At 70.7% G+C, this 18,575-nt stretch carries 20 protein-coding genes; 3 read left to right on the top strand and 17 right to left on the bottom strand.

Translation table 11 applies throughout. The annotated features are described in order from the left end of the window. The first annotated feature begins 118 nt into the window (after window positions 1-118). Both F3L20_RS04840 and F3L20_RS04835 read left to right on the top strand, forming a co-directional pair. Entirely contained in the window at window positions 119-673 is a 555-nt protein-coding gene (locus F3L20_RS04840) for a peroxiredoxin (protein ID WP_024886687.1), read from the top strand. 6 nt (window positions 674-679) lie between these two features. Then, window positions 680-1,213, top strand: coding sequence for an alkyl hydroperoxide reductase (locus tag F3L20_RS04835; protein ID WP_150152528.1), 534 nt, complete (start codon window positions 680-682; stop codon window positions 1,211-1,213). Between the two features lie 259 nt (window positions 1,214-1,472). Here the strand turns inward: F3L20_RS04835 and F3L20_RS04825 are convergent, their stop codons facing one another. From F3L20_RS04825 to F3L20_RS04785, 9 genes are all read right to left on the bottom strand, one after another. Continuing rightward, on the bottom strand, window positions 1,473-2,846 hold the full coding sequence (locus tag F3L20_RS04825) for an AI-2E family transporter (protein ID WP_150152526.1): 1,374 nt from the start codon (window positions 2,844-2,846) through the stop codon (window positions 1,473-1,475). Window positions 2,847-2,993: 147 nt separating this feature from the next. Continuing rightward, entirely contained in the window at window positions 2,994-3,692 is a 699-nt protein-coding gene (locus tag F3L20_RS04820) for a transglycosylase SLT domain-containing protein (RefSeq protein WP_240810838.1), read from the bottom strand. Window positions 3,693-4,111: 419 nt separating this feature from the next. Further along, entirely contained in the window at window positions 4,112-5,437 is a 1,326-nt protein-coding gene (locus tag F3L20_RS04815; protein ID WP_150152524.1) for a PhoH family protein, read from the bottom strand. A 336-nt stretch (window positions 5,438-5,773) separates the two neighbouring features. Continuing rightward, on the bottom strand, window positions 5,774-6,547 hold the full coding sequence (locus tag F3L20_RS04810; protein WP_150152522.1) for an isoprenyl transferase: 774 nt from the start codon (window positions 6,545-6,547) through the stop codon (window positions 5,774-5,776). Window positions 6,548-6,717: 170 nt separating this feature from the next. Further along, window positions 6,718-7,092, bottom strand: coding sequence for a hypothetical protein (locus F3L20_RS04805; RefSeq protein WP_150152520.1), 375 nt, complete (start codon window positions 7,090-7,092; stop codon window positions 6,718-6,720). A gap of 964 nt (window positions 7,093-8,056) precedes the next feature. Then, a complete protein-coding gene (locus F3L20_RS04800) occupies window positions 8,057-8,917 on the bottom strand; it encodes a class I SAM-dependent methyltransferase (protein ID WP_150152518.1) in 861 nt (286 codons plus the stop codon). 63 nt (window positions 8,918-8,980) lie between these two features. After that, window positions 8,981-9,856 (bottom strand): LLM class flavin-dependent oxidoreductase, encoded by an 876-nt coding sequence (locus F3L20_RS04795; RefSeq protein ID WP_150152516.1) that lies wholly within the window; start codon window positions 9,854-9,856, stop codon window positions 8,981-8,983. A 62-nt stretch (window positions 9,857-9,918) separates the two neighbouring features. Next, window positions 9,919-10,950, bottom strand: coding sequence for a hypothetical protein (locus F3L20_RS04790; RefSeq protein ID WP_150152514.1), 1,032 nt, complete (start codon window positions 10,948-10,950; stop codon window positions 9,919-9,921). Then, window positions 10,938-11,597, bottom strand: a complete 660-nt coding sequence (locus tag F3L20_RS04785) for a hypothetical protein (protein WP_150152512.1) — start codon at window positions 11,595-11,597, stop codon at window positions 10,938-10,940. The genes F3L20_RS04790 and F3L20_RS04785 overlap by 13 nt, the downstream gene beginning before the upstream one ends. A gap of 241 nt (window positions 11,598-11,838) precedes the next feature. Here F3L20_RS04785 and F3L20_RS04780 point away from each other — a divergent pair, with 241 nt between their 5' ends. Further along, entirely contained in the window at window positions 11,839-12,228 is a 390-nt protein-coding gene (locus F3L20_RS04780) for a DUF192 domain-containing protein (protein WP_150152510.1), read from the top strand. 3 nt (window positions 12,229-12,231) lie between these two features. Here the strand turns inward: F3L20_RS04780 and F3L20_RS04775 are convergent, their stop codons facing one another. From F3L20_RS04775 to F3L20_RS04740, 8 genes are all read right to left on the bottom strand, one after another. Then, entirely contained in the window at window positions 12,232-12,846 is a 615-nt protein-coding gene (locus tag F3L20_RS04775) for an OmpA family protein (RefSeq protein ID WP_150152508.1), read from the bottom strand. 8 nt (window positions 12,847-12,854) lie between these two features. Next, a complete protein-coding gene (locus tag F3L20_RS04770; protein ID WP_150152506.1) occupies window positions 12,855-13,436 on the bottom strand; it encodes a hypothetical protein in 582 nt (193 codons plus the stop codon). A gap of 33 nt (window positions 13,437-13,469) precedes the next feature. Further along, on the bottom strand, window positions 13,470-14,081 hold the full coding sequence (locus F3L20_RS04765; protein WP_150157221.1) for a pilus assembly protein TadG-related protein: 612 nt from the start codon (window positions 14,079-14,081) through the stop codon (window positions 13,470-13,472). Next, window positions 14,078-14,275, bottom strand: coding sequence for a Flp family type IVb pilin (locus F3L20_RS04760; protein WP_145827138.1), 198 nt, complete (start codon window positions 14,273-14,275; stop codon window positions 14,078-14,080). The genes F3L20_RS04765 and F3L20_RS04760 overlap by 4 nt, the downstream gene beginning before the upstream one ends. Before the next feature lie 138 nt (window positions 14,276-14,413). Continuing rightward, window positions 14,414-15,217: a response regulator gene (locus F3L20_RS04755; protein ID WP_150152504.1), complete on the bottom strand. Its 804-nt coding sequence runs from the start codon at window positions 15,215-15,217 to the stop codon at window positions 14,414-14,416. Then, window positions 15,207-16,706 (bottom strand): sensor histidine kinase, encoded by a 1,500-nt coding sequence (locus F3L20_RS04750; RefSeq protein WP_431193184.1) that lies wholly within the window; start codon window positions 16,704-16,706, stop codon window positions 15,207-15,209. The genes F3L20_RS04755 and F3L20_RS04750 overlap by 11 nt, the downstream gene beginning before the upstream one ends. 16 nt (window positions 16,707-16,722) lie before the next feature. Next, window positions 16,723-17,610, bottom strand: coding sequence for a DUF5936 domain-containing protein (locus tag F3L20_RS04745; protein WP_150152500.1), 888 nt, complete (start codon window positions 17,608-17,610; stop codon window positions 16,723-16,725). A 20-nt stretch (window positions 17,611-17,630) separates the two neighbouring features. Further along, window positions 17,631-18,575: a type II secretion system F family protein gene (locus tag F3L20_RS04740; protein ID WP_150152498.1), complete on the bottom strand. Its 945-nt coding sequence runs from the start codon at window positions 18,573-18,575 to the stop codon at window positions 17,631-17,633.

The following is an 18,575-nucleotide window of genomic DNA, read 5'->3' as shown; positions in this document are numbered from 1 at the left end:
ATCAACCCGACCGAGTGTAGCTATTTCACTGATCAATGCACTCTGTGCCAACATCAACCAGGTCCAACCCATGGGAAACACCCGCAATTGGGGTGTTTCTTCGCTGCAAGGAGAGCCTGTGCTCACTGTCGGTGACAAGTTCCCCGAGTTCGAACTGACCGCCTGTGTCTCGCTGGAGAAGGGCAAGGAGTTCGAGACGATCAACCACAAGACCTACGAGGGCAAGTGGAAGGTCGTGTTCGCGTGGCCCAAGGACTTCACCTTCGTGTGCCCGACCGAGATCGCCGCATTCGGCAAGCTGAACGACGAGTTCGCCGACCGCGACGCCCAGGTGCTCGGCTTCTCCGGTGACTCGGAGTTCGTCCACCACGCCTGGCGCAAGGACCACGACGACCTGCGTGACCTGCCGTTCCCGATGATGGCGGACTCCAAGCACGAGCTGATGCGCGACCTCGGTATCGAGGGCGAGGACGGCTTCGCCAAGCGCGCGGTCTTCATCGTGGACCAGAACAACGAGATCCAGTTCTCCATGGTGACCGCCGGCTCCGTCGGCCGGAACCCGAAGGAGGTCCTGCGGGTCCTGGACGCCCTGCAGACCGACGAGCTCTGCCCGTGCAACTGGACCAAGGGCGAGGACACCCTGGACCCGGTCGCGCTGCTGGCCGGGGAGTGACCTGACATGTCCCTCGACTCCCTGAAGTCCCGCATACCGGACTACGCCAAGGACCTGAAGCTCAACCTGGGCTCGGTCATCGGCAACTCCGACCTGCCGGCCCAGCAGCTGTGGGGCACGGTGCTGGCGACGGCCGTCGCGTCGCGCTCGCCGATCGTGCTGCGCGAGCTGGAGCCTGAGGCGAAGGCGAACCTGTCGCCGGAGGCGTACACGGCCGCCAAGGCCGCCGCCGCCGTGATGGCGATGAACAACGTCTTCTACCGCACCCGCCACCTGCTGTCGGACCACGAGTACGGCAACCTGCGGGCCGGTCTGCGGATGAACGTCATCGGCAACCCCGGCGTCGACAAGGTCGACTTCGAGTACTGGTCCTTCGCCGTCTCCGCCATCAACGGCTGCGGCATGTGCCTCGACTCGCACGAGCAGGTGCTGCGCAAGGCCGGTGTGGACCGTGAGGTGATCCAGGAGGCGTTCAAGATCGCCGCGGTGGTCCAGGCCGTCGCGGCGACCCTCGACGCCGAGGCGGCGCTCGCGGAGTAACCCCGCGCCCGCCCCGTCACGTACGGGCCCGTCCACCCCGCCGGGGTGGACGGGCCCGTCGCCGTGTCCGCGCGCTCGCCGGCGCCAGGGTCTGTCTGACAATGTCCGTCTGCTGCGCGACGCCATGCACGCACTCTCGCCGCACCGGCCCCAGGCCCAAGTACAGCCAGTACGAGGGCCTGGGGCCGGCACGCCGAGAGCACGCACCTGACGCCGCGCCCCCGCCCTCCGGGCGACGACGGACATTGTCAGACAGGCCCTAGCGTTCGTCCGCGGGCCCCGGGGGCCGGTCGGCCTCCGTCACCGGAGGCTGCGGTTCGGGGGTCGCCGGGGCCGGGGCGTCCGGCGCGGACATGGCCGTCGCGCCCCGCGGCCGGGGCGAGTGCGCGAGGGCCGCCTCGTGGGAGTAGGCCCGCAGGTAGCCGACCACGGTGTTGGCGACCGCGACCAGCGGGACGGCGACCACCGCGCCGCCGATGCCGGCCACGATGCCGCCGGAGGCCACGGCCAGCACCACCGCGAGCGGATGGACCCGCACCGCGCGGCCGAGGATGAACGGCTGCAGGATGTGCCCCTCGATCTGCTGGACCGCGAGCACCACCACGAGCGTCATGACACCCGTGAACACGCCCTGGGTGACGAGCGCGACGACCACCGCCAGCGCACCCGAGACCACCGCGCCCACGAGCGGGATGAACGAGAACAGGAAGATGAAGACGGCAAGCGGCACCGCCAGCGGCACGTCGAGGAAGTAGATGCCGAGGCCGATGAAGATGGCGTCGATCAGCGCCACCACCACCGTGCCGCGCACGTACGCGGTCAGCGTGCGCCAGGCGACCGGGCCGGCACCGGCGACGCCGGGACGGGCGGCGGCCGGGACCAGCTTGAGCGACCAGTGCCAGATCCGCTTGCCGTCGTAGAGCAGGAACAGCGTCGAGAAGACCGCCAGCAGGATGCCGGTGAGCGCCTCGACGACGACCGTCACGCCCTCCAGGCCGGCCGAGGTGATCTGCTCGGTGTTGGCGCCGACCGCCTCCCGCAGGTTCTTGGCGATCTCGTTGATCTGCTTGTCGGTGACGTGGAAGGGGCTGTTGAGCAGCCAGTTGCGCAGCTCGTCGATGCCGTCCTGGATCTGGTCGGCGAGGGTGTCGACGTTCTCCATGACCTGCCAGGTCACGAACCAGCCGATGAGTCCCATGACGACGAAGCCGAACAGCGCCGTCAGCACGGTGGCCGGTCCGCGCGGCACCCCGAGCCGCGTCAGCCGCGACACCGTGGGCTGGAGCAGCGCGGTGATCAGCAGCGAGGCGACGAACGCCAGCACCACCAGCTGGACGGCGCTGATGATGCGCATCAGCACCCAGACGGTGCCCGCCAGCACCAGCAGGCGCCAGCCGGCCTCGGCGGCCACCCGTACCCCCCACGGCACGGCCTGTGCCGGGTCGGGGCGCGCGGGGAGGACGACCTGGGTGTACTCGGGGGGCACGGGCGGCCGGTCGGGGTCGGCGTGGCGCCCGGGGTCGTCGTCCGTCCCGTGTTCGCCCTGCACTTCGGCGCGGCGCTCCTCGAGCTTCTTGCCGACCTTCGTCAGTCCGGCTCCGACCCGCCCGAGCCACCCTGGCAGTTGCGACATGATCCGTCCTCTTCCCCCGTTTCCGCCCACCAGTCACCCCTGGAGCCGTCGCTCAGACGGTACATGGCGAAAGCCCCGCACCGTAGGACGGTGCGGGGCTGTACCGAGGTCACGCGCGCCCGTCGGTGACGGGGCGGGTCCGCGGGCCTAGTACCAGTGGTTGGCCTGCCAGAACTCCCAGGCGCCGCACGGGCTGCCGTAGCGGCTGTCCATGTAGTTGAGGCCCCACTTGATCTGGGTGGCCGGGTTGGTCTGCCAGTCGGCGCCGGCGGAGGCCATCTTGGAGCCAGGCAGGGCCTGCACCAGGCCGTAGGCGCCGGAGGAGGGGTTGGAGGCCGTGTAGTTCCAGCTGGACTCGTGGTCCACGATGTTGCTGAAGCACTGGAACTGGTCGGCCGGCACCATCTGGCGGGCGATGGCCTGGACCTCGGAGACCGAGTAGGAGGCCTGGACCGCGAAGGAGGACGCGTCCCGGGAGGCGGAACGGCTGGCGGCCTTCTCGGCCTCCTCGCGCTCCTTGGCCTCGCGCTCAGCCTTCTCGGCTTCCTTCTTCTTCGCGATCGCGGTCTCGGCGGCTGCCTTGCGGGCGGCCTCCTCCGCGTCCTTCTTGGCGGTCGCGTCCGCGGCGATGGCCATCGTTTCGGCCTGCTGCGTCAGCGACGCGGTCTGCACCTGCGCCTGCTGCCCTGCGGGGATGTCCGCGAGCAGCGTGGTGCCGGCTGCCGTCGCTTCGGCGTCGTTGTTCTGCGCTGCGGTGCTGCCCGAGGCAACGCCGACGACGCTTCCGACGGCGGTGACCGCCGTGGCCGAGGCCACTGCGAATCCCCGGACCGAGATCCGGCTCACACGGTTTCCTTCCAGCATCGCCCGCTTCGGTGACCCTCGCGGACGCAATCGTGCCCCTGACACTGGCCTCCCCAACTACGGGTCACGGGAGGCACGGGCCCGGTGGGCAACTCCTACGACAGGAGCGCCGCGTGGTGCTCGGGCGGCATACGACGACGCTATGGAGTTGAAACGGTGTTCTGCTGTGGTTCTGCACCGCTGGGGATGCAGCTGTGTCGTATGCGGGGCCTGACAGGAGTGAGACTCTGCCGTAACCGGGTGGGGCAAGGCAATTCTCTGTTGCGTGTGAAAGCTCACATGCTGTTTGCCCCCGGGGATTCCCGGAAAGCCGCACACACGCCGACGCCGCCCGGCTAGGCTCTTCGCCTTTCCGGACGGCGCCAACTACTGCGTAACCGACCCGCGTTGGGACGCGTAGGTCAGACGGTCCCGTCTTCGAGCATTTCGGTCACAAGGGCCGCGATCTGGGACCTCTCGGACCGCGTCAGGGTGACATGGGCGAACAGCGGATGCCCCTTCAGCTTCTCCACGACGGCGACCACACCGTCGTACCGGCCGACTCTCAGATTGTCCCGCTGCGCCACGTCGTGCGTCAGCACGACCCGGGAATTGGCCCCGATCCGGGACAGAACGGTCAACAGGACGTTCCGTTCGAGGGACTGGGCCTCGTCCACGATGACGAACGCGTCGTGCAGCGAGCGGCCCCGGATGTGGGTGAGCGGCAGGACCTCCAGCATGCCGCGCGCCGTGACCTCCTCGATGACCTCCCGGCTGGTGACCGCCGACAGCGTGTCGAACACGGCCTGGGCCCAGGGGCTCATCTTCTCCGCCTCGGAACCGGGCAGATAACCGAGCTCCTGCCCGCCCACCGCGTACAGCGGACGGAAGACCATCACCTTCTGGTGCTGCCGGCGCTCGAGCACGGCCTCCAGGCCCGCGCACAGCGCGAGCGCGGACTTGCCGGTGCCGGCCCGGCCACCCAGGGACACGATCCCGACCTCCGGGTCGAGCAGCAGGTCGAGCGCGATCCGCTGCTCGGCGCTGCGGCCCTTGACGCCGAACGCCTCCCGGTCGCCGCGCACCAGGCGGACGTTGCCCTCGGCGCTGACCCGGCCGAGCGCCTTGCCGCGCTCGGACTGGATGGTCAGACCGGTGTGCACGGGCAGCTCGGCCGCCTCGGGCACGTACACGTGTCCTTCCTCGAAGAGGACGTCCACCTGCTCGCCGGGCAGGGTCAGTTCGGACATCCCGGTCCAGCCGGAGGTGTCCGTGATGGCGAGCTCCGCGCGGTACTCCTCGGCGAGGAGACCGACGGAGGACGCCTTGATCCTGAGCGGGAGGTCCTTCGACACGACGGTGACGTCGAACCCCTCGGCCTGCAGGTTGCGGGCGACAGCGAGGATGCGGGAGTCGTTGTCCCCCAGGCGGTAGCCGCTGGGCAGCACACCGGGGTCCGAGTGGTTGAGCTCGACCCGCAGGGTTCCGCCGAGGTCCCCGGTCGGAATGGGAGCGTCGAGGCGGCCGTACCGCACCCGGTAGTCGTCAAGCAGGCGCAGTGCCTGCCGGGCGAAGTAGCCGAGCTCGGGATGGTTCCGCTTGGCCTCCAGCTCCGTCACCACGACGACGGGCAGCACGACCTCGTGCTCGTCGAAACGGCTCGGGGCATGGGGGTCGGCCAGCAGGACGCTGGTGTCGAGAACATAGGTGCGCCGGTCGGGCTTGTGGCGCTTTGCGCTGGTCACCACGGAAGGACGAACCCCCTCGGATGAGGTCGGGGAGCGACGAGGCGGAGCTGGACCGGTCGACGGCCGCCATGCACGGCGGGCCGAGAACCGGCCCTCCGCCGCTTCTTCCGTGCCGTGACCGCACGGGCGGGCTGGTGCAAAGGGCCTCCCGGGCGGACGGCTCCCATGCCGTCCGCTGAGATCCGACACCCGTGGTTCGGGCGTCGGCCTGACTCAGTTATGCCCTCGAACAAGCGCTGCCATGCCACGGACCGTCACGGCGCGCCGGTGAACGACACGTGACATGCGGTGACGCAGGGGTGGAGCGGGAGTGGTGTGGGGGCCGGACGGGGGTGTTCAGCCGCCGTAGCGCCGGTGGCGGGCGGCGTAGTCACGCAGCGCGCGCAGGAAGTCCACCTTGCGGAAGGCCGGCCAGAAGACGTCGCAGAAGTAGTACTCCGAGTGGGCGGTCTGCCACAGCATGAATCCGGACAGCCGCTGCTCGCCGCTGGTGCGGATGACGAGGTCGGGGTCGGGCTGGGCCTTGGTGTAGAGGTGACGTCCGATCATGTCGACGTCCACGGAATCGGCGAGCTCGTCCATCGCGACGCCCTGGTCGTGGGCGTCGAGCAGCATGGAGCGCACGGCGTCGGCGATCTCCTGGCGGCCGCCGTACCCGATGGCCACGTTGACCACTATGCCGTCGACGTGCGCGGTGGCCGCCTCGGCCTCCTTCAGGACCGTCTGCATCCCGGAGGGCAGCAGGTCGAGGGTGCCGACGTGGTGGACCCGCCAGCGTCCGTCGGCGGCGAGGGTGCGCACCACGTCCTCGATGATGCCGAAGAGCGGGACGAGCTCGTCCTTGGGCCGGTCGAAGTTGTCCGTCGAAAGCAGCCACAGGGTGACCACTTCGACGTCCGTCTCGGAGCACCAGCCGAGGAACTCCCCGATCTTGTCGGCGCCGGCCCGGTGTCCGTGCACGGTGCTGGAGCCCGCGGCCTTCGCCCAGCGGCGGTTGCCATCCATGATGACGCCGATGTGCTTGGGCACCTGAGCGGTGTCCAGGTGGCCTTCCACCCGGCGTGCGTACAGCCTGACCAGCAGGCTCCGCAGCTTGTCGCGCAGGTTCACGTGATCGTCAGCCCCTCCGTGCGAATCGGACAGGCGCGGCACCCCGCCGCGTCGCGCGGCAAACGGCCCGGTCTCGGCCGCGGGCGGTCCTGCCCGGATGGCGGTCCCCGAAGGCGAAGCGTACCCCCGCCGGGGCGGGGGTCCCCAACGTCCGGGGTGACCCGGTTTTGTCAGCTGTACTGCGGCGGCACGCCGTTTGCGGAGTGCCGCCGGAACCACTGTTTCGCGCTGTTCCGGCAGAGCAGCACCAGGACGGCGACCCCGGCGGCGAGCGGCAGGACGCCGAGCGGAACGCCCCGCGCCGCCCCGCCGAGCGCGAACAGGATCTGCAGGGAGGCCAGCACGATCGAGGCGACGCGCACGCCGTTGCCGGCCTTCGGGAACCGGAAGGCCAGTACGAACAGCACCGCGACCATCAGGTAGGTGCCGAATACCCGTCCCGCCTCTTCGGCTCCGGAGCCGGCGGCGACCAGGACGGTGAGCAGTACGGCGATCCCGAACGTCGCAAAGATGACGACCTGCGCGGCGCGTACGGGGCCGGGCATGCCGGCGGGCACGGCGTACCCGGGCTGGGGCGCGGAGCCGGGCCACCCGTAGGGCTGGGCGCCGGGCTGCCCGTACGGGGCCGGGGCGCTGGGCTGCCCGTACGGCGGCGGGGGCGTGGGCTGCCGTACGGCGGCGGGGTGCCGGGGGTCGCGTAGGGCGACGGGGCGCCGGGCTGGGGGGGTACGGGGGCTGGGCCGCCGGCTGGGCGGGGTACGGCGACGGGCCGCCGTACGCGGGCGCTGAGGAGGAGGGGTACGCCAGGCCGGCGGGCTGGGCCGGGGGCGCGGCGGGCGCCGGGTGGCCGGGGTGGGGCTGCTGCTGGGCGGGCGGCGGGCCGTACGGTCCCGGGCCACCGGGGGGCTGCTGAGGGGACGGTGCCGGATGCTCGTTCGACATGCCGCGACTCTAGTCAGCGTGCCGCGCGGGAAGCGGTGCGAGGGGAGGCCCCGGAGGGAGGCCCGGGGCCGTCACCGGACGGGGCGGACCGGCGCGGAAACCGCGGGCATGAAAAACGGGCCGGTCCGTGGGGGGGAGACGGACCGGCCCGAGGGGGGTTTCCACCATAACCCTTCGTAAGTGATGCTGCGTGCATCGGCGCGGCACAACTACTCTCCGAAACCGTCCGGCGACGCCGGGAAGGCCCCGGAGGGGCCGGTTCACCGGCTTTCGATGGCCGGAACGCAGCGAAATCGCGCTAAAACCGTGCGGTGAGGGGACTCTGTGCACGGTGTGACACCAACCCTGCACCATTCCGGCCACTCTTCCGGCCGTCCCCCCGACGGGTGACCCCGGGAGTGGCCGCGGCTTGACCGGCCGACCGGCCGAGGGGCCGATGGGCACCGCGCAGCCCCCTCCACTGCGCGGTGACCCTGCCGCGCAGCTTTGCTCGCGCGAATCAACTTGGTCCGAACCTAAGTGATCCGCCGCCGTGAAGGCCAGGCTCGTCCCATAACGATGCGGAAACTACCGGCGTGGGGTGTGGACGGCGAGGCCGGGCCGGCGGGCCTCGACGAGGTGCCGCGTGCTGTGGGCGACGAAGGGCCCTTCGGCCTCGATCCGCTCGTGCAGCGCCCGCAGCCGGGGCCGGTACGCCTCGACGGTGAAGCCGGGGACCATCCAGATCACCTTGCGCAGGAAGTGGACCACCGCGGCGACGTCGTGGAACTCCATGCGCAGCCGCTCGGCCCGCAGGTCGACGATCTCCAGCCCGGCCGCCTCGGCCGCCCGCCGCTCACGGTCGGGGTGCCGCGCGTGCCGTCGCTCCCCCGGCTGCGGACCGAGGAAGTACTCGACGACCTCGTAGGCGCTGTCGGGTCCGACGTGCTGGGCGAAGTAGGTGCCGCCGGGCCTGAGGACGCGGGCGATCTCGCTCCAGTGCGGCTTCACGGGGTGCCGACTGACGACGAGGGCGAAGGCCCCGTCGGCGAAGGGCAGCGGCGCGTCCTCGGCCGCCGCGACGACGGTGGCTCCACGGGGCCGCAGCAGGGCGGCGGCCTTACGGACGTTGGGCGGCCAGCCCTCGGTGGCGACGACAAGCGGGGGCCGCCGGCGTGCCCGGGCGAGGGCGAAGTCGAGGACCTCCCCTCCCCCGGTCTGGACGTCGAGCACGGGCCCGTCCGCGGTGCCCAGCCGGCCGGCCTTCAGGGTGGCGTACCCCCAGGAGGGCCGGGTCTCGGTGGCGCGCCCCTCGAACCAGGAGAAGTCCCACCCCTCGGTGGGCACGGAGGCGCCTTCGGCGAGGAGTGCGTCGAAGGCGCGGCTTCGGGGTCGGGGCTCTGGTTCGGGCTGGGGCTGGGAACGGGTCTCGGGCTGGGGGCGGGTCATGCGGCGAGGATGCCCGAGCGCCGGGCGGTCCGTCGCGGGGTTTTCCGCCCGGCGGCCGTGGGTTCAGGCGAGGAGGGGCCGTACCTCCTCGCCGGCGAAGCGGACGAAGCCGTCCGGGTCGGGCTCGTCGCCGGTGGGCTGGAGGACGACCGTGTCGGCGCCGGCCTCGGCCAGCCGCCGCACGGCCTCGGCGACGGCGCGGGCGTCCCCGGCGACCCCGAGGTCGTCGTCCGCGCCGTGGCCCTCGGCGACCAGTTCGGCCCGCAGCCGCTCGCGCGCCCCGTCCCCGGTGGCGGTCAGCAGATAGACGACGACCCGGTGGTCCGCGCCGTCACGCCCCGCCGCGACACGCCCCTCCTCGATGAGCCGGCGCGCCTGCCGCACACCGTCCGCCGAGGTGTCGGCGGTGAGGATGGTGCCGTCGGCGGCCTCACCGGTCAGCCGTACGGTCCGGGGCCCCATGCCGCCGGCCAGGACGTCGACGGGGCCGGGCGGGGGCCAGTCGAGGGCGACGTCGTCGAGGGTGACGTACCGGCCCTTGGTCGTGACCCTCTCCCCGGCCAGCAGGGCGCGGAGGGCGAGGAGATGCTCACGGAGCAGGGTGAGGGGCGACTCGGCCCGCACCCCGACCTGTCCCATCCAGTCCTGCACGCCGTGCCCGACGCCGAGGATCACGCGTCCTGGGAACATCCGGTGCAGGGAGGCGGCCTCCATGGCGGTGACGGCGACGTTCCGCAGGGGCACGGGAAGCAGCCCGATGCCGACGCGGACACGCTCGCTCCACGCGAGGGCGGCGGCACCGGTGGAGATGCCGCCCTCCCGGAAACAGTCCTCCCACAACCAGAGCTCCTCGAGCCCGGCCGCGTCGGCCGCCCGCACGACGGAGCGGAGCCGCTCGGGGGCGAGCTGGGGCCGGAACACAGCGCCGAGTGTCGTCATGCGGCTGTACCTACCCACACGTGCCCGCCCCGGCACACCCTTGCCGGGGCGGGCACGTCGTTCTAACGGTTGACGGCCTGAATCTCCTGGACGACGACGTCCTGCGTCGCTCCGAACTCACCGTCGGGCAGGTCGCCGCCCGCGCCGCCGGAGCCGGTCCAGTGGATCTCCCACGTGACCGTCGCCTGCAGCGGGAAGGTGCCGTCGCCGGAGGAACGGAGGTACTTCACTCCGCACGGCGGCGTGCGGTTCGCCTTGCCCTTCGCGTAGGGCTCGCCGATGCGGCCGTTGTTGATCTCGCAGACACCGGAGGCGGGGTACGTCTCGGCGTCCGGGGTGCCCGGCTCGATCTTCAGCGAGACCGGTTCGGCCGTGGCGGTCGCCTCGATGGGGATCGCCGGCACGGACGCGGTCACCGAGACCGGCTGGAACTGCGCGCCGTCCAGCCACGACCACGTCGGCAGGTTCACCTTGGTCGCCTGGGCGGGAGCGAGCGTGACCTCGGTGCCGGGGACGCGGATCTCCGCGTAGGCGAGCTGGGCGAGGATTTCCGGGGTGACGGCGTTCTCGATGTTCGCGGGCGGGGCGTCACCCTCGTCCACCCAGAAGTAGTCCTCGTCGCAGGAGTCCCAGCCGGGCGGGTAGCTCCTGTCGACGTATGCGCCCCACCAGTAGCCCTCGCCGGACTTGTCCTTGTTGAAGTCCTTCTCGGGGTCGTCCGGGTTCGTGTACTTCTTGCGCTGCTCGGCGTCCCACTCGTGGCCCGTCGACCCGGCCTCCCAGATCGGCTCCAGGTAGTTCTGCAGCTGCTCCGGCGTGTACTTGGGGGCGTACCAGCAGGGGGGCGGCGACCACGAGGTGGTCGAGGTGAGGCCGCCGACCTTGCCGCCCTTGCCGTTCTTCGAGTGATCGAACACGACACCGCCGGCGGTGACGGAAAGATTCCCGTCACCATCGAGGTTGGCACCTTGTTCCGTTTCGCCGTGGTTTCCGTGCTTGTCCCGGTCGGCGAAGGCCGCCTGCGCGGTGAAGAGGGAGGCACAGACGACCGCCAGAATCGTCGCGCCCCTGCCCGCTTTCCTTACGGCTGACACTCCTTGGCCCCCCTCTTTGAAACAATGTCGGTGGTCTGCCAGACGCCCTCTGCGTTCTTGGTGAGCGCCGCGTTGTAGAGCACGTAGCTGTTCGAGGTCGCCGGCGACTTGTCGACCTTGCCGGTCTTCTTGTTCTTGATGTACGACTTGCTCTCATCCGAGCAGTAAGTGACGTACGCCTTCTTGGCGCCGCTGAGCGTCGCCTTACGGTCGAAGTACCGCGTCTCACCCGTCCAGGTGTCATTGGCGTCGATGTAGCGCTGTGCGTAGGTGATGGCCGAGCTCAACGACTTGCCGGCGTTGTAGAAGCCGAGCGCTTCCGTGCCCGTGCTGCCCTTGAAGATGGCCTCGTCGACCGCGTTGATGCCTGCGGCGCTGTCGGCGAGGATCTCGTCCTTCGTCGGGTCGCCCGTTTTCCCGTCCTCGAAGACGTTCTTCGCGTCGGCCGGGAAGGTGATCTTCGGGCGTCCGTCGGAAGTGGACTCACTCGGTGTCGGCGAGGCCGACTTCTTGTCGCCCGTGTCGGCGCCGGCGATCGCGTCACTGTCCTTGGACGGGCTGTCGTCGTCGCTTCCGCACGCCGACAGCGTCAACGCCGCGGTGGCGGTCAGCGCGAGCGCTGCGAGCAGGGTGGGACGGCGGTTCACAGTCGGCTCCCGGTGGGGCGAGGCGTCACATCAGCACGCCAACGCTATCCATCGCGCCCGGTGCGGCACCAGAGCGGCCCGGGCAACTGCAACACAGCTAATACCGAATTGGGACGCAGGCGCGCTACGTCAGGGCCGGCACTTGGTGCTTCCCCGCTGCGATGTCAGTCGCTCCGTGACCCACACGCCGGTCGTGCTCTTGCTCGCCCGCGCTATTCAGTGGGGGGTACGTTCGCTGGGGGTGAGGGGAGGCGCGGTCGTGCGGTGGCGGGACGGGCGTGGGGAGTTGGTCGTGCGGGGCCCGGACGGAGCCGTGAGCGCGCGCGTGCCGTTGGAGATCGCGGCCTCCTATCGGGCGCGGACCCGGGGACTGCTCGGGCGGGACAGCCTGGACGGCGCCCTGTTGCTCTCCCCCGCCAACAGCATCCACACCTTCCGTATGCGCATGCCCATCGACGTCGCCTATCTGGACCGGCGGCTCCGGGTCGTCTCCGTACGCACCATGCCCCCCGGACGGCTGGGGCGGCCACGCGTCCGGGCGCGTCACGTGATCGAGGCCGAGGCGGGGGCCATGGAGGGGTGGGGGCTCGGAGTCGGATCGGTGGTGGAAGTGGTGCGCGGCGAGGACTGACCTTCAGCTCTCCCCGCGCGGGAAGGAGATCTCCACCCTTCGGTTCTTCTTGCGGCCGGCCTCCGTCGAGTTGTCGGCGATCGGATAGTCCTCTCCGTAGCCGCGCACCTCGTACGTGAGGTTCGCGTCGCTCAGCTCCTGGACGAGGATGCCGTGGACGGCGTTGGCCCGCTTGCGGGAGAGGACGTCGCCGTGGGCGGACGAGCCGAGGTTGTCCGTGAAGCCGAAGACGCGGATGCGGGTCGCGTTCTGGACCTTGATCTCCTCCGCGATGTCGGCGATGCGGGCCCTTGCCTGTGCACCGATCTTGGCGCTGTCCTTGCCGAAGAGGACCTCCGCCTGGAGGGCGAACTTCACGTCCGTGTTGGTGTCCTCGCGGCGCTCGTCACCGCTCTGGTCCTCCACGACGGACTTGATGTCCAGGACCTTGGGCTCGGCCAGCGTGGCCCCGTCCGGGAGTTTCAGGTCGGGGTCGTTCGCGTCCAGCTCCACGGGTGCGGAGGCACTGGCTTCCGTGCCGGGCGGAACGCTCGGTCCGTCGTCTGCGTGAGCCACGGCCGGGCCTGTGGCCAGAAGCGTGGCAAGGGTGCCGATGAGGAGGAGGCGCGTGTGTGTCATCCTCTGCCTCACCCAGAGATCTGGATGGTGCCGCTGGCGAACGTCGGCAGTTGGAAACCGACCTCGGACGAGTTTTCCGGCGGGGCCGGGAACTGCATGAACACCGGGATCGATTCCCCGGCCTTCAGACGTGGCATGTTCGTCGTAGTTAGCGGACGACCCTCGGTGTCCCGCAGAACGTAGTAACGCTTCTTGCTCGCACTGTCGACGAGCGTGGCACCACCGAGCGACCGTCCGTGCGCGATGATCTCCGTCTCGTTCCCCGAGGTTTGCACCGGGACACGCATGGGCTCGGAGCTGTCGTTCTTCATCTCCCCGTTCACCGTGACGAAGCCGCCTGCATCCCTAGTCGCCGAGGTGATTTTGAGAGTCAGCCCTCCCTCACCGCGCAGCTCCGCCAAAGTCTCATCGGCTCCCTCCTGAGTGCTCGGGTTGGAGTCACGCTCCTTCGAAGCAGAGGCTGAAGTTTTTGGCTTCCCGTCCCCACCGTCACCGCCTCCGCCACACCCGGTGACGCCCAGGGCCAGGCCGGCCGCAACAACCAGCGCGACGGGCCCCGTCCGGGCTTTCGTCGTGAACCGAACGCTCATACCCTGCATCCTCAGTCACTCGTCGTTTGCTTGTCAGTCGGCCAGGTGCACGTCGAAGAGATCTTCGGGCTTGGGCAGCAGATCCTGGGGAGTTTCTGGGTCAAGTTCCCAGTCCACACCGCCTTTGCAGTTGAGCGTGGGAAGCGCATCCTCCACGTCTGCCTCAGCCGCACTGGGGAGCTGGAAGTCGCAACGCGGTTCGATCACGGCGGTGGCCGTCGCCCGCGACTTCTTCGTCTCGGTGCCAGGCACGATGGAGTCCCCAACTGTTTTATTCGTCTGTACCTCAACCGTGTAGCCGAGGAGCCCATCCGGGCTGCAGCTCAGCACCGTGGCATCGTTGTTGGCCGCCAGCTGCTCGGCCCGCCAGCAGGACGGAGTGAGCCCTTCCGCCATCCCGTCGAAGATCTCCTGCCACATCTCGGGCTCCAGAAGGTGTCTCACCCACGCCCCAGAGAGCTGGTCACGCCTCTCCTGGGCAGCAGCGAGTGCCGCCGCATCGGCAGCGGTCTGGGCACCATTCCTGTTCGCTGCGGCTTGGCCGACTGCGAGATAGGCGAACGCGAGGAAGAGCAGGCCTCCCACCACCATGATGTAGATGGGGAATGCCTGCCCTGTGTCGGCGAAGGTACGTCGGCCCGTCAGCCGACGACTTCGTCGATCTTGTCCACAATGGCCTGGTAAATCGTCTGCCCGATGTCCGTCCCCGTGATCGCCAGCACGATGGCCACCACCACCGCGATGATGCCCAGGTACTCCACCGCCGTCTGGCCCCGGTCGTCGCGACGGGCCGCGCGGGACTGGAGGTGCCTGACCGTCGTGTTGATCCAGTTGCCCATGGTGTTCCCCTCCGGCGGACGCGGTGGCGGCCCGGGTCATGAGGCCGCCGTCGACGTCGGCACCGTACGCGCCGTCGGCCGGGGTCTGGAAGTGCCCCGGGACCCAATTCCGGGCCCACGTCCGGGCCCAACGTGTCGTCATGACAAGTCACCCCACTCCCGGTCGGAACCCGGTGCCCTCCCCAGCCACTTTGCCGTGGCTTCGGAACGGCTCGTGCTGTGCAGCTTGGCGAAGATGCGGTTGATGTGGTTCTTCACCGTCTTCTCGCTGATGAAGCAGGTGGCGGCGATCTGCTGGTTGTTCATGCCGGACGCGATGAGGTCCATGATCTCCGCCTCCCTCCCGCTCAGCCCGTACGTCGACCTGTCAGACACCGACTGTCCCACATCCGGTTGCAGTTGCGAAAGGTTTTCCGTAGAAGTAGCCCCTTCAGTGCGCCAACGCCGCCCAAGGGAAGGAGCGGAAGCCTCACTTCCGGCTCCCCTCCCCCGCAATTGCGCGAGCAACGCCCCCGCCGCCGTCGGCGTGACATGCGGTCTCCCCCGTCTGGTGTCCCGCACCGCCGCCACCAGTTCGTCCGCCGTGAACTCGCCGTGCACCAGGTAGCCGTTGGCGCCCCGACGCAGGGCCTCCTGGACGATCTCCGTCTCCCCGCTGTACGTCAGCATCAGCACCGCGGTGAGCGGTACCAGGTGCGGGAGGGCCGCGATGCCGTCGACCCCCGGCATGCGAACGTCCAGCAGGACCACGTCGGGGCGGTGGGCGCGGGCGGCCTCGTACGCCTCCTTGCCGTCCGCTGCCTCCGCCACCACCGTGAGGTCCTCGCGTCCGTCGAGGAGGGCGGTCAGGCCCGCGCGGACCACGGGGTTGTCGTCGGCCACGACCACGCGGAGGGGGTCGGGGGCCGGCGCCTCCCCGAAGGGGTTCGGCTCACCGGTCAAGGTGGACCTCCGTCGGACTCTTCGTCGTCACCGCCGCGAGCGGCAGCTCCAGGCGGACCTCCGTGCCACGGGTACCCTCTCCCCGCCCGAAGTGGATGCGGGCGCCGACCGAAGCGGCCCGCTCGGCCATCCCGACCAGGCCGAAGTGGCCGGAGCGGCGCAGGTCCGCGAGGTCGGTGCCGACGGGCAGGCCCGTGCCGTCGTCGCGGACGCTGACGCGCAGCACGTCGCCGTGGACGCCGTGGTGGACGCCGGCGTGGACGTCGACCCGGGTCGGCCGTGCGTGGCGGTGGGCGTTCTCCAGGGCCTCCGAGGTGATGGAGAGCAGTTGGCGGGCGACCGCCGTGGGGACGGGCGGGGCCGGTGTCTCGCCCGTCCTCGTGTACGACACCGGCACCTCACCGCGCGACGCGAAGAGCCGGACCGTGCACGCCAGTTCTCCCAGTACGTCCACCGCCCGCCCCGGATCCCCCTCCCTCCGCAGGTCCGTCAGCAGCTCACGCGACTCGGCGGCGGCCCTGCGGGCGGACCGGGCCACCAGTTCCGCCTGGCGCCTCACCAGGGCCGGGTCCATCCGGGCGGCGCCCGCCGAGCAGGCCAGGCCGTCCGCCGCCAGGGCCACCCCGTGCAGCGTCTTCGCCACGGAGTCGTGCATCTCCCGTGCCAGCCGTGCCCGTTCGGCGTCGACGGCCTCGGTGACGGCGAGGCGGGCGCGGACCGCGGCCAGGGCGCGGGTCGCCTCGCCGAGGTGGAGCATCAGCTTGCGCAGGCTGGAGCCGACGGCGCCCGCGATCACGCACAGGCCGGGCAGGATCAGGATCTCCGCGGGCTCCGTGTGCGGCTTGTCCAGTGCCGCGTGCACCAGCAGCAGGATCAGCCCCTGCAGCGAGGCGAAGACGGCGGCGCCGCGCCAGCCGTAGATGAGGCCCGCGAGCAGGGGCGTGCAGACACTGACGTAGGCGAGAGTGGTGTCGGGGCCGGCCGAGATCAGCAGCAGGGCGCCGAAGAGGGTGTCCGCCGCGAGCAGGGTGGGGTGGCGCAGGAGGAGGGGGCCGAAGCGTTCCCAGTCGCGGAAGAGGGCGTACGACACCATGAAGGTGACGACGACCGCGATGCCGACCAGGCGGGTGCCCCAGCCGGGGCCCGCGTTGAGCAGGGCAGAGGGGGCGGCCACGGCGATCATCGCCAGCCGGAAGCCGAACGCCTGCCGGCACAGGGCCTGCAGGGCGTTCACCTGCAGCTGGGTGTCCGGCTCCTGCGGGGCCGCGGCTGCCGTGACGCCGTCAGCTGCCGTGAGGCCGTCAGCTGCCGCAAGCCCATCAGCCGCCGTACGTCCTTCGGTCTCCGTACGGCCCTGCCCGCCCTCGCTCCCGCCCCGGCCAGGGGCGGCCGTGAGGCCCTGCGGGGAACGGGCGCACACCGGGACCGCCGCCGCCCGTCGTCCGGCCGGGCGACGGCGCCGCCACGTGTGGTGCCTGATCGTCGTCATCGCGTTCCGCCTCCCCCTACTCGCCCGTGAGGGAGCCGAAGTCGGTGCCGGAGCCGAGGATCAGGCCCGCGCCGAGGAGGATCATGGTGGCCGGGACCATGAAGGTGGTGATCATCATGGTGGCCTTGGGGACGGCGCGGGCGGCCTTGCGGCGGGCGTTCTGCGCGTCCGTGCGGCGCATGTCCTTGGCGAGCGCGACCAGCGTGTCCACGATCGGCGCGCCCAGCTCCTCCCCCTGCTGCAACGCCGTGACGAACATGGCCACCTGTTCGGAGTCGTTGCGGCGGCGCAGCTCCGCGAAGGCCTGCCTGCGGCTCATCCCCAGGTCCATCTGGCGCAGGGTGATGCGCAGTTCGTCCGCCCAGGGTCCCTCGTACCGGGTCGAGACGCGGTCCAGGGCCTGCCGGAAGCCGAGTCCGGCGCCGACCACGACCGCGAGCACGTCGAGGAAGTCGGGCAGGGTGCGTTCGATGACGTCCTTGCGGATGCGGATCGCCGACCAGATGCCGACCTCCGTCCAGAACGCGCCGAACGCGAGCAGCAGCAGCGCCACCAGGAGCTGGCCGCGCATCAGGAACACCAGGAAGCCGGTGCCGCCGAGGGCACCGTAGACGGCGCGGCGGGCGGCGTAGCGGTGGATGGTGAGGCCGCCGGGGTTGCCCGCGAGGTCGATCTTGCGGCGGTACTTGGCGACCTGCTTGGGGCCCATGAGGCGCAGTACGGCGGGGGCGTAGCGCATGCCCATGCGGTCGACGAGGGAGTCGACCGCGCCGGTGCGGGTGGAGCCGACCTCCAGGGCCAGCATCAGGTCGCCGGGGAGTTTCGCCTCCGCCCGGTACATGCGGATGCCGGCGAAGATGCCGCACACGGCGAGGGCCATCAGTGCGGCGAGCGCGAGTGCCATGTCGTCGTCCCCTTCCCGGCTCAGACGTCGATGCGGGACAGGCGGCGGATGAGGAGGAAGCCGACGGCGTACAGGCCGAAGGCGACGAGGACCGCCACCTGCCCGGCCGGGGAGCCGGTCATACGCTCCAGGGCGCCGTCCTTCACGCCGTTCATCAGGAACAGCGAGCCGACGCCGAGGACCGGCACGGCGTACGACGTCATGCTGACCTGGGAGAGCTGGGTGCGGATCTCGCGCCGGGTCTCCTTGCGCTCCTCCAGTGTCTCGGTGAGGTTGCGCAGCGCGCTCACCACCTGGCCGCCCGCCCGGTTGGCCAGCACCAGCGTGGTGACGAGGACGACCAGTTCGCGGGAGGGCAGGCGGTCGGCGAGTTCGCCGAGGGCGTCGTCCATGGAGGCGCCCATCGCCAGCTGGTTGGCCACCTTGCCCAGTTCCTCGCCGGCCGGGGCCTCCAGCTCCTCCGCCGCGATGCCGACGGCGGTGCGCAGGGCCAGGCCCGCCTGGGTGGCGTTGGCCAGGATGCGGGCGAGCTCGGGGAGCTGGTTGATGAACTTCTCGATGCGCTTCTGCCGCTGCCAGTTGAGGAACTGCACGGCCGCCCACACGCCGAGGAGCCCGGCGATCGGGCCGAAGAAGGGGGCGAGGGCGGCCTGCCCGACGAGCCACAGTCCGGCGACGGTGACGAGCATCGCGGCGAAGAACTCGCCGGGGGTGACGTCGAGGCCGGTGGCCACCAGGCGCAGCTCCAGCTTGCGGCCGAGGCGGGTGCGGCGCAGGCGGCGGTCCAGCGTGGGGAAGCGGCGCCGGCGTCCGGCGTCCGGCAGTTGCCCGGTGGCCGTCAGCCGGTCCACCAGGGCCTGCCGCTGCGCGCGGCCGGCCGCGTAGGAGTGCACCCCGACGACTCCGAGGACGCAGGTCAGCAGGGCGACACCGGTGGTCAGCGTGATGAGGTTCTGCAGCTCCAT

Source organism: Streptomyces tendae, assembly GCF_008632955.1.
Lineage (GTDB): Bacteria > Actinomycetota > Actinomycetes > Streptomycetales > Streptomycetaceae > Streptomyces.
The sequence above is the reverse complement of the archived record's forward strand: the minus strand, read 5'-3'. Positions and strand labels throughout refer to the sequence as shown.

What these genes read in the sequence shown, in the direction of transcription:
- F3L20_RS04805 (WP_150152520.1), bottom strand. Translation starts at nt 7,092, where the DNA reads ATGCCCGGCCCCGTACGCGCCGCGCAGGTCGTCATCTTTGCGACGTTC.
- F3L20_RS04740 (WP_150152498.1), bottom strand. Translation starts at nt 18,575, where the DNA reads ATGGAGCTGCAGAACCTCATCACGCTGACCACCGGTGTCGCCCTGCTG.
- F3L20_RS04795 (WP_150152516.1), bottom strand. Translation starts at nt 9,856, where the DNA reads ATGACGACACTCGGCGCTGTGTTCCGGCCCCAGCTCGCCCCCGAGCGG.
- F3L20_RS04775 (WP_150152508.1), bottom strand. Translation starts at nt 12,846, where the DNA reads ATGACACACACGCGCCTCCTCCTCATCGGCACCCTTGCCACGCTTCTG.
- F3L20_RS04745 (WP_150152500.1), bottom strand. Translation starts at nt 17,610, where the DNA reads ATGGCACTCGCGCTCGCCGCACTGATGGCCCTCGCCGTGTGCGGCATC.
- F3L20_RS04760 (WP_145827138.1), bottom strand. Translation starts at nt 14,275, where the DNA reads ATGGGCAACTGGATCAACACGACGGTCAGGCACCTCCAGTCCCGCGCG.
- F3L20_RS04770 (WP_150152506.1), bottom strand. Translation starts at nt 13,436, where the DNA reads ATGAGCGTTCGGTTCACGACGAAAGCCCGGACGGGGCCCGTCGCGCTG.
- F3L20_RS04750 (WP_431193184.1), bottom strand. Translation starts at nt 16,706, where the DNA reads ATGACGACGATCAGGCACCACACGTGGCGGCGCCGTCGCCCGGCCGGA.
- F3L20_RS04835 (WP_150152528.1), top strand. Translation starts at nt 680, where the DNA reads ATGTCCCTCGACTCCCTGAAGTCCCGCATACCGGACTACGCCAAGGAC.
- F3L20_RS04800 (WP_150152518.1), bottom strand. Translation starts at nt 8,917, where the DNA reads ATGACCCGCCCCCAGCCCGAGACCCGTTCCCAGCCCCAGCCCGAACCA.
- F3L20_RS04825 (WP_150152526.1), bottom strand. Translation starts at nt 2,846, where the DNA reads ATGTCGCAACTGCCAGGGTGGCTCGGGCGGGTCGGAGCCGGACTGACG.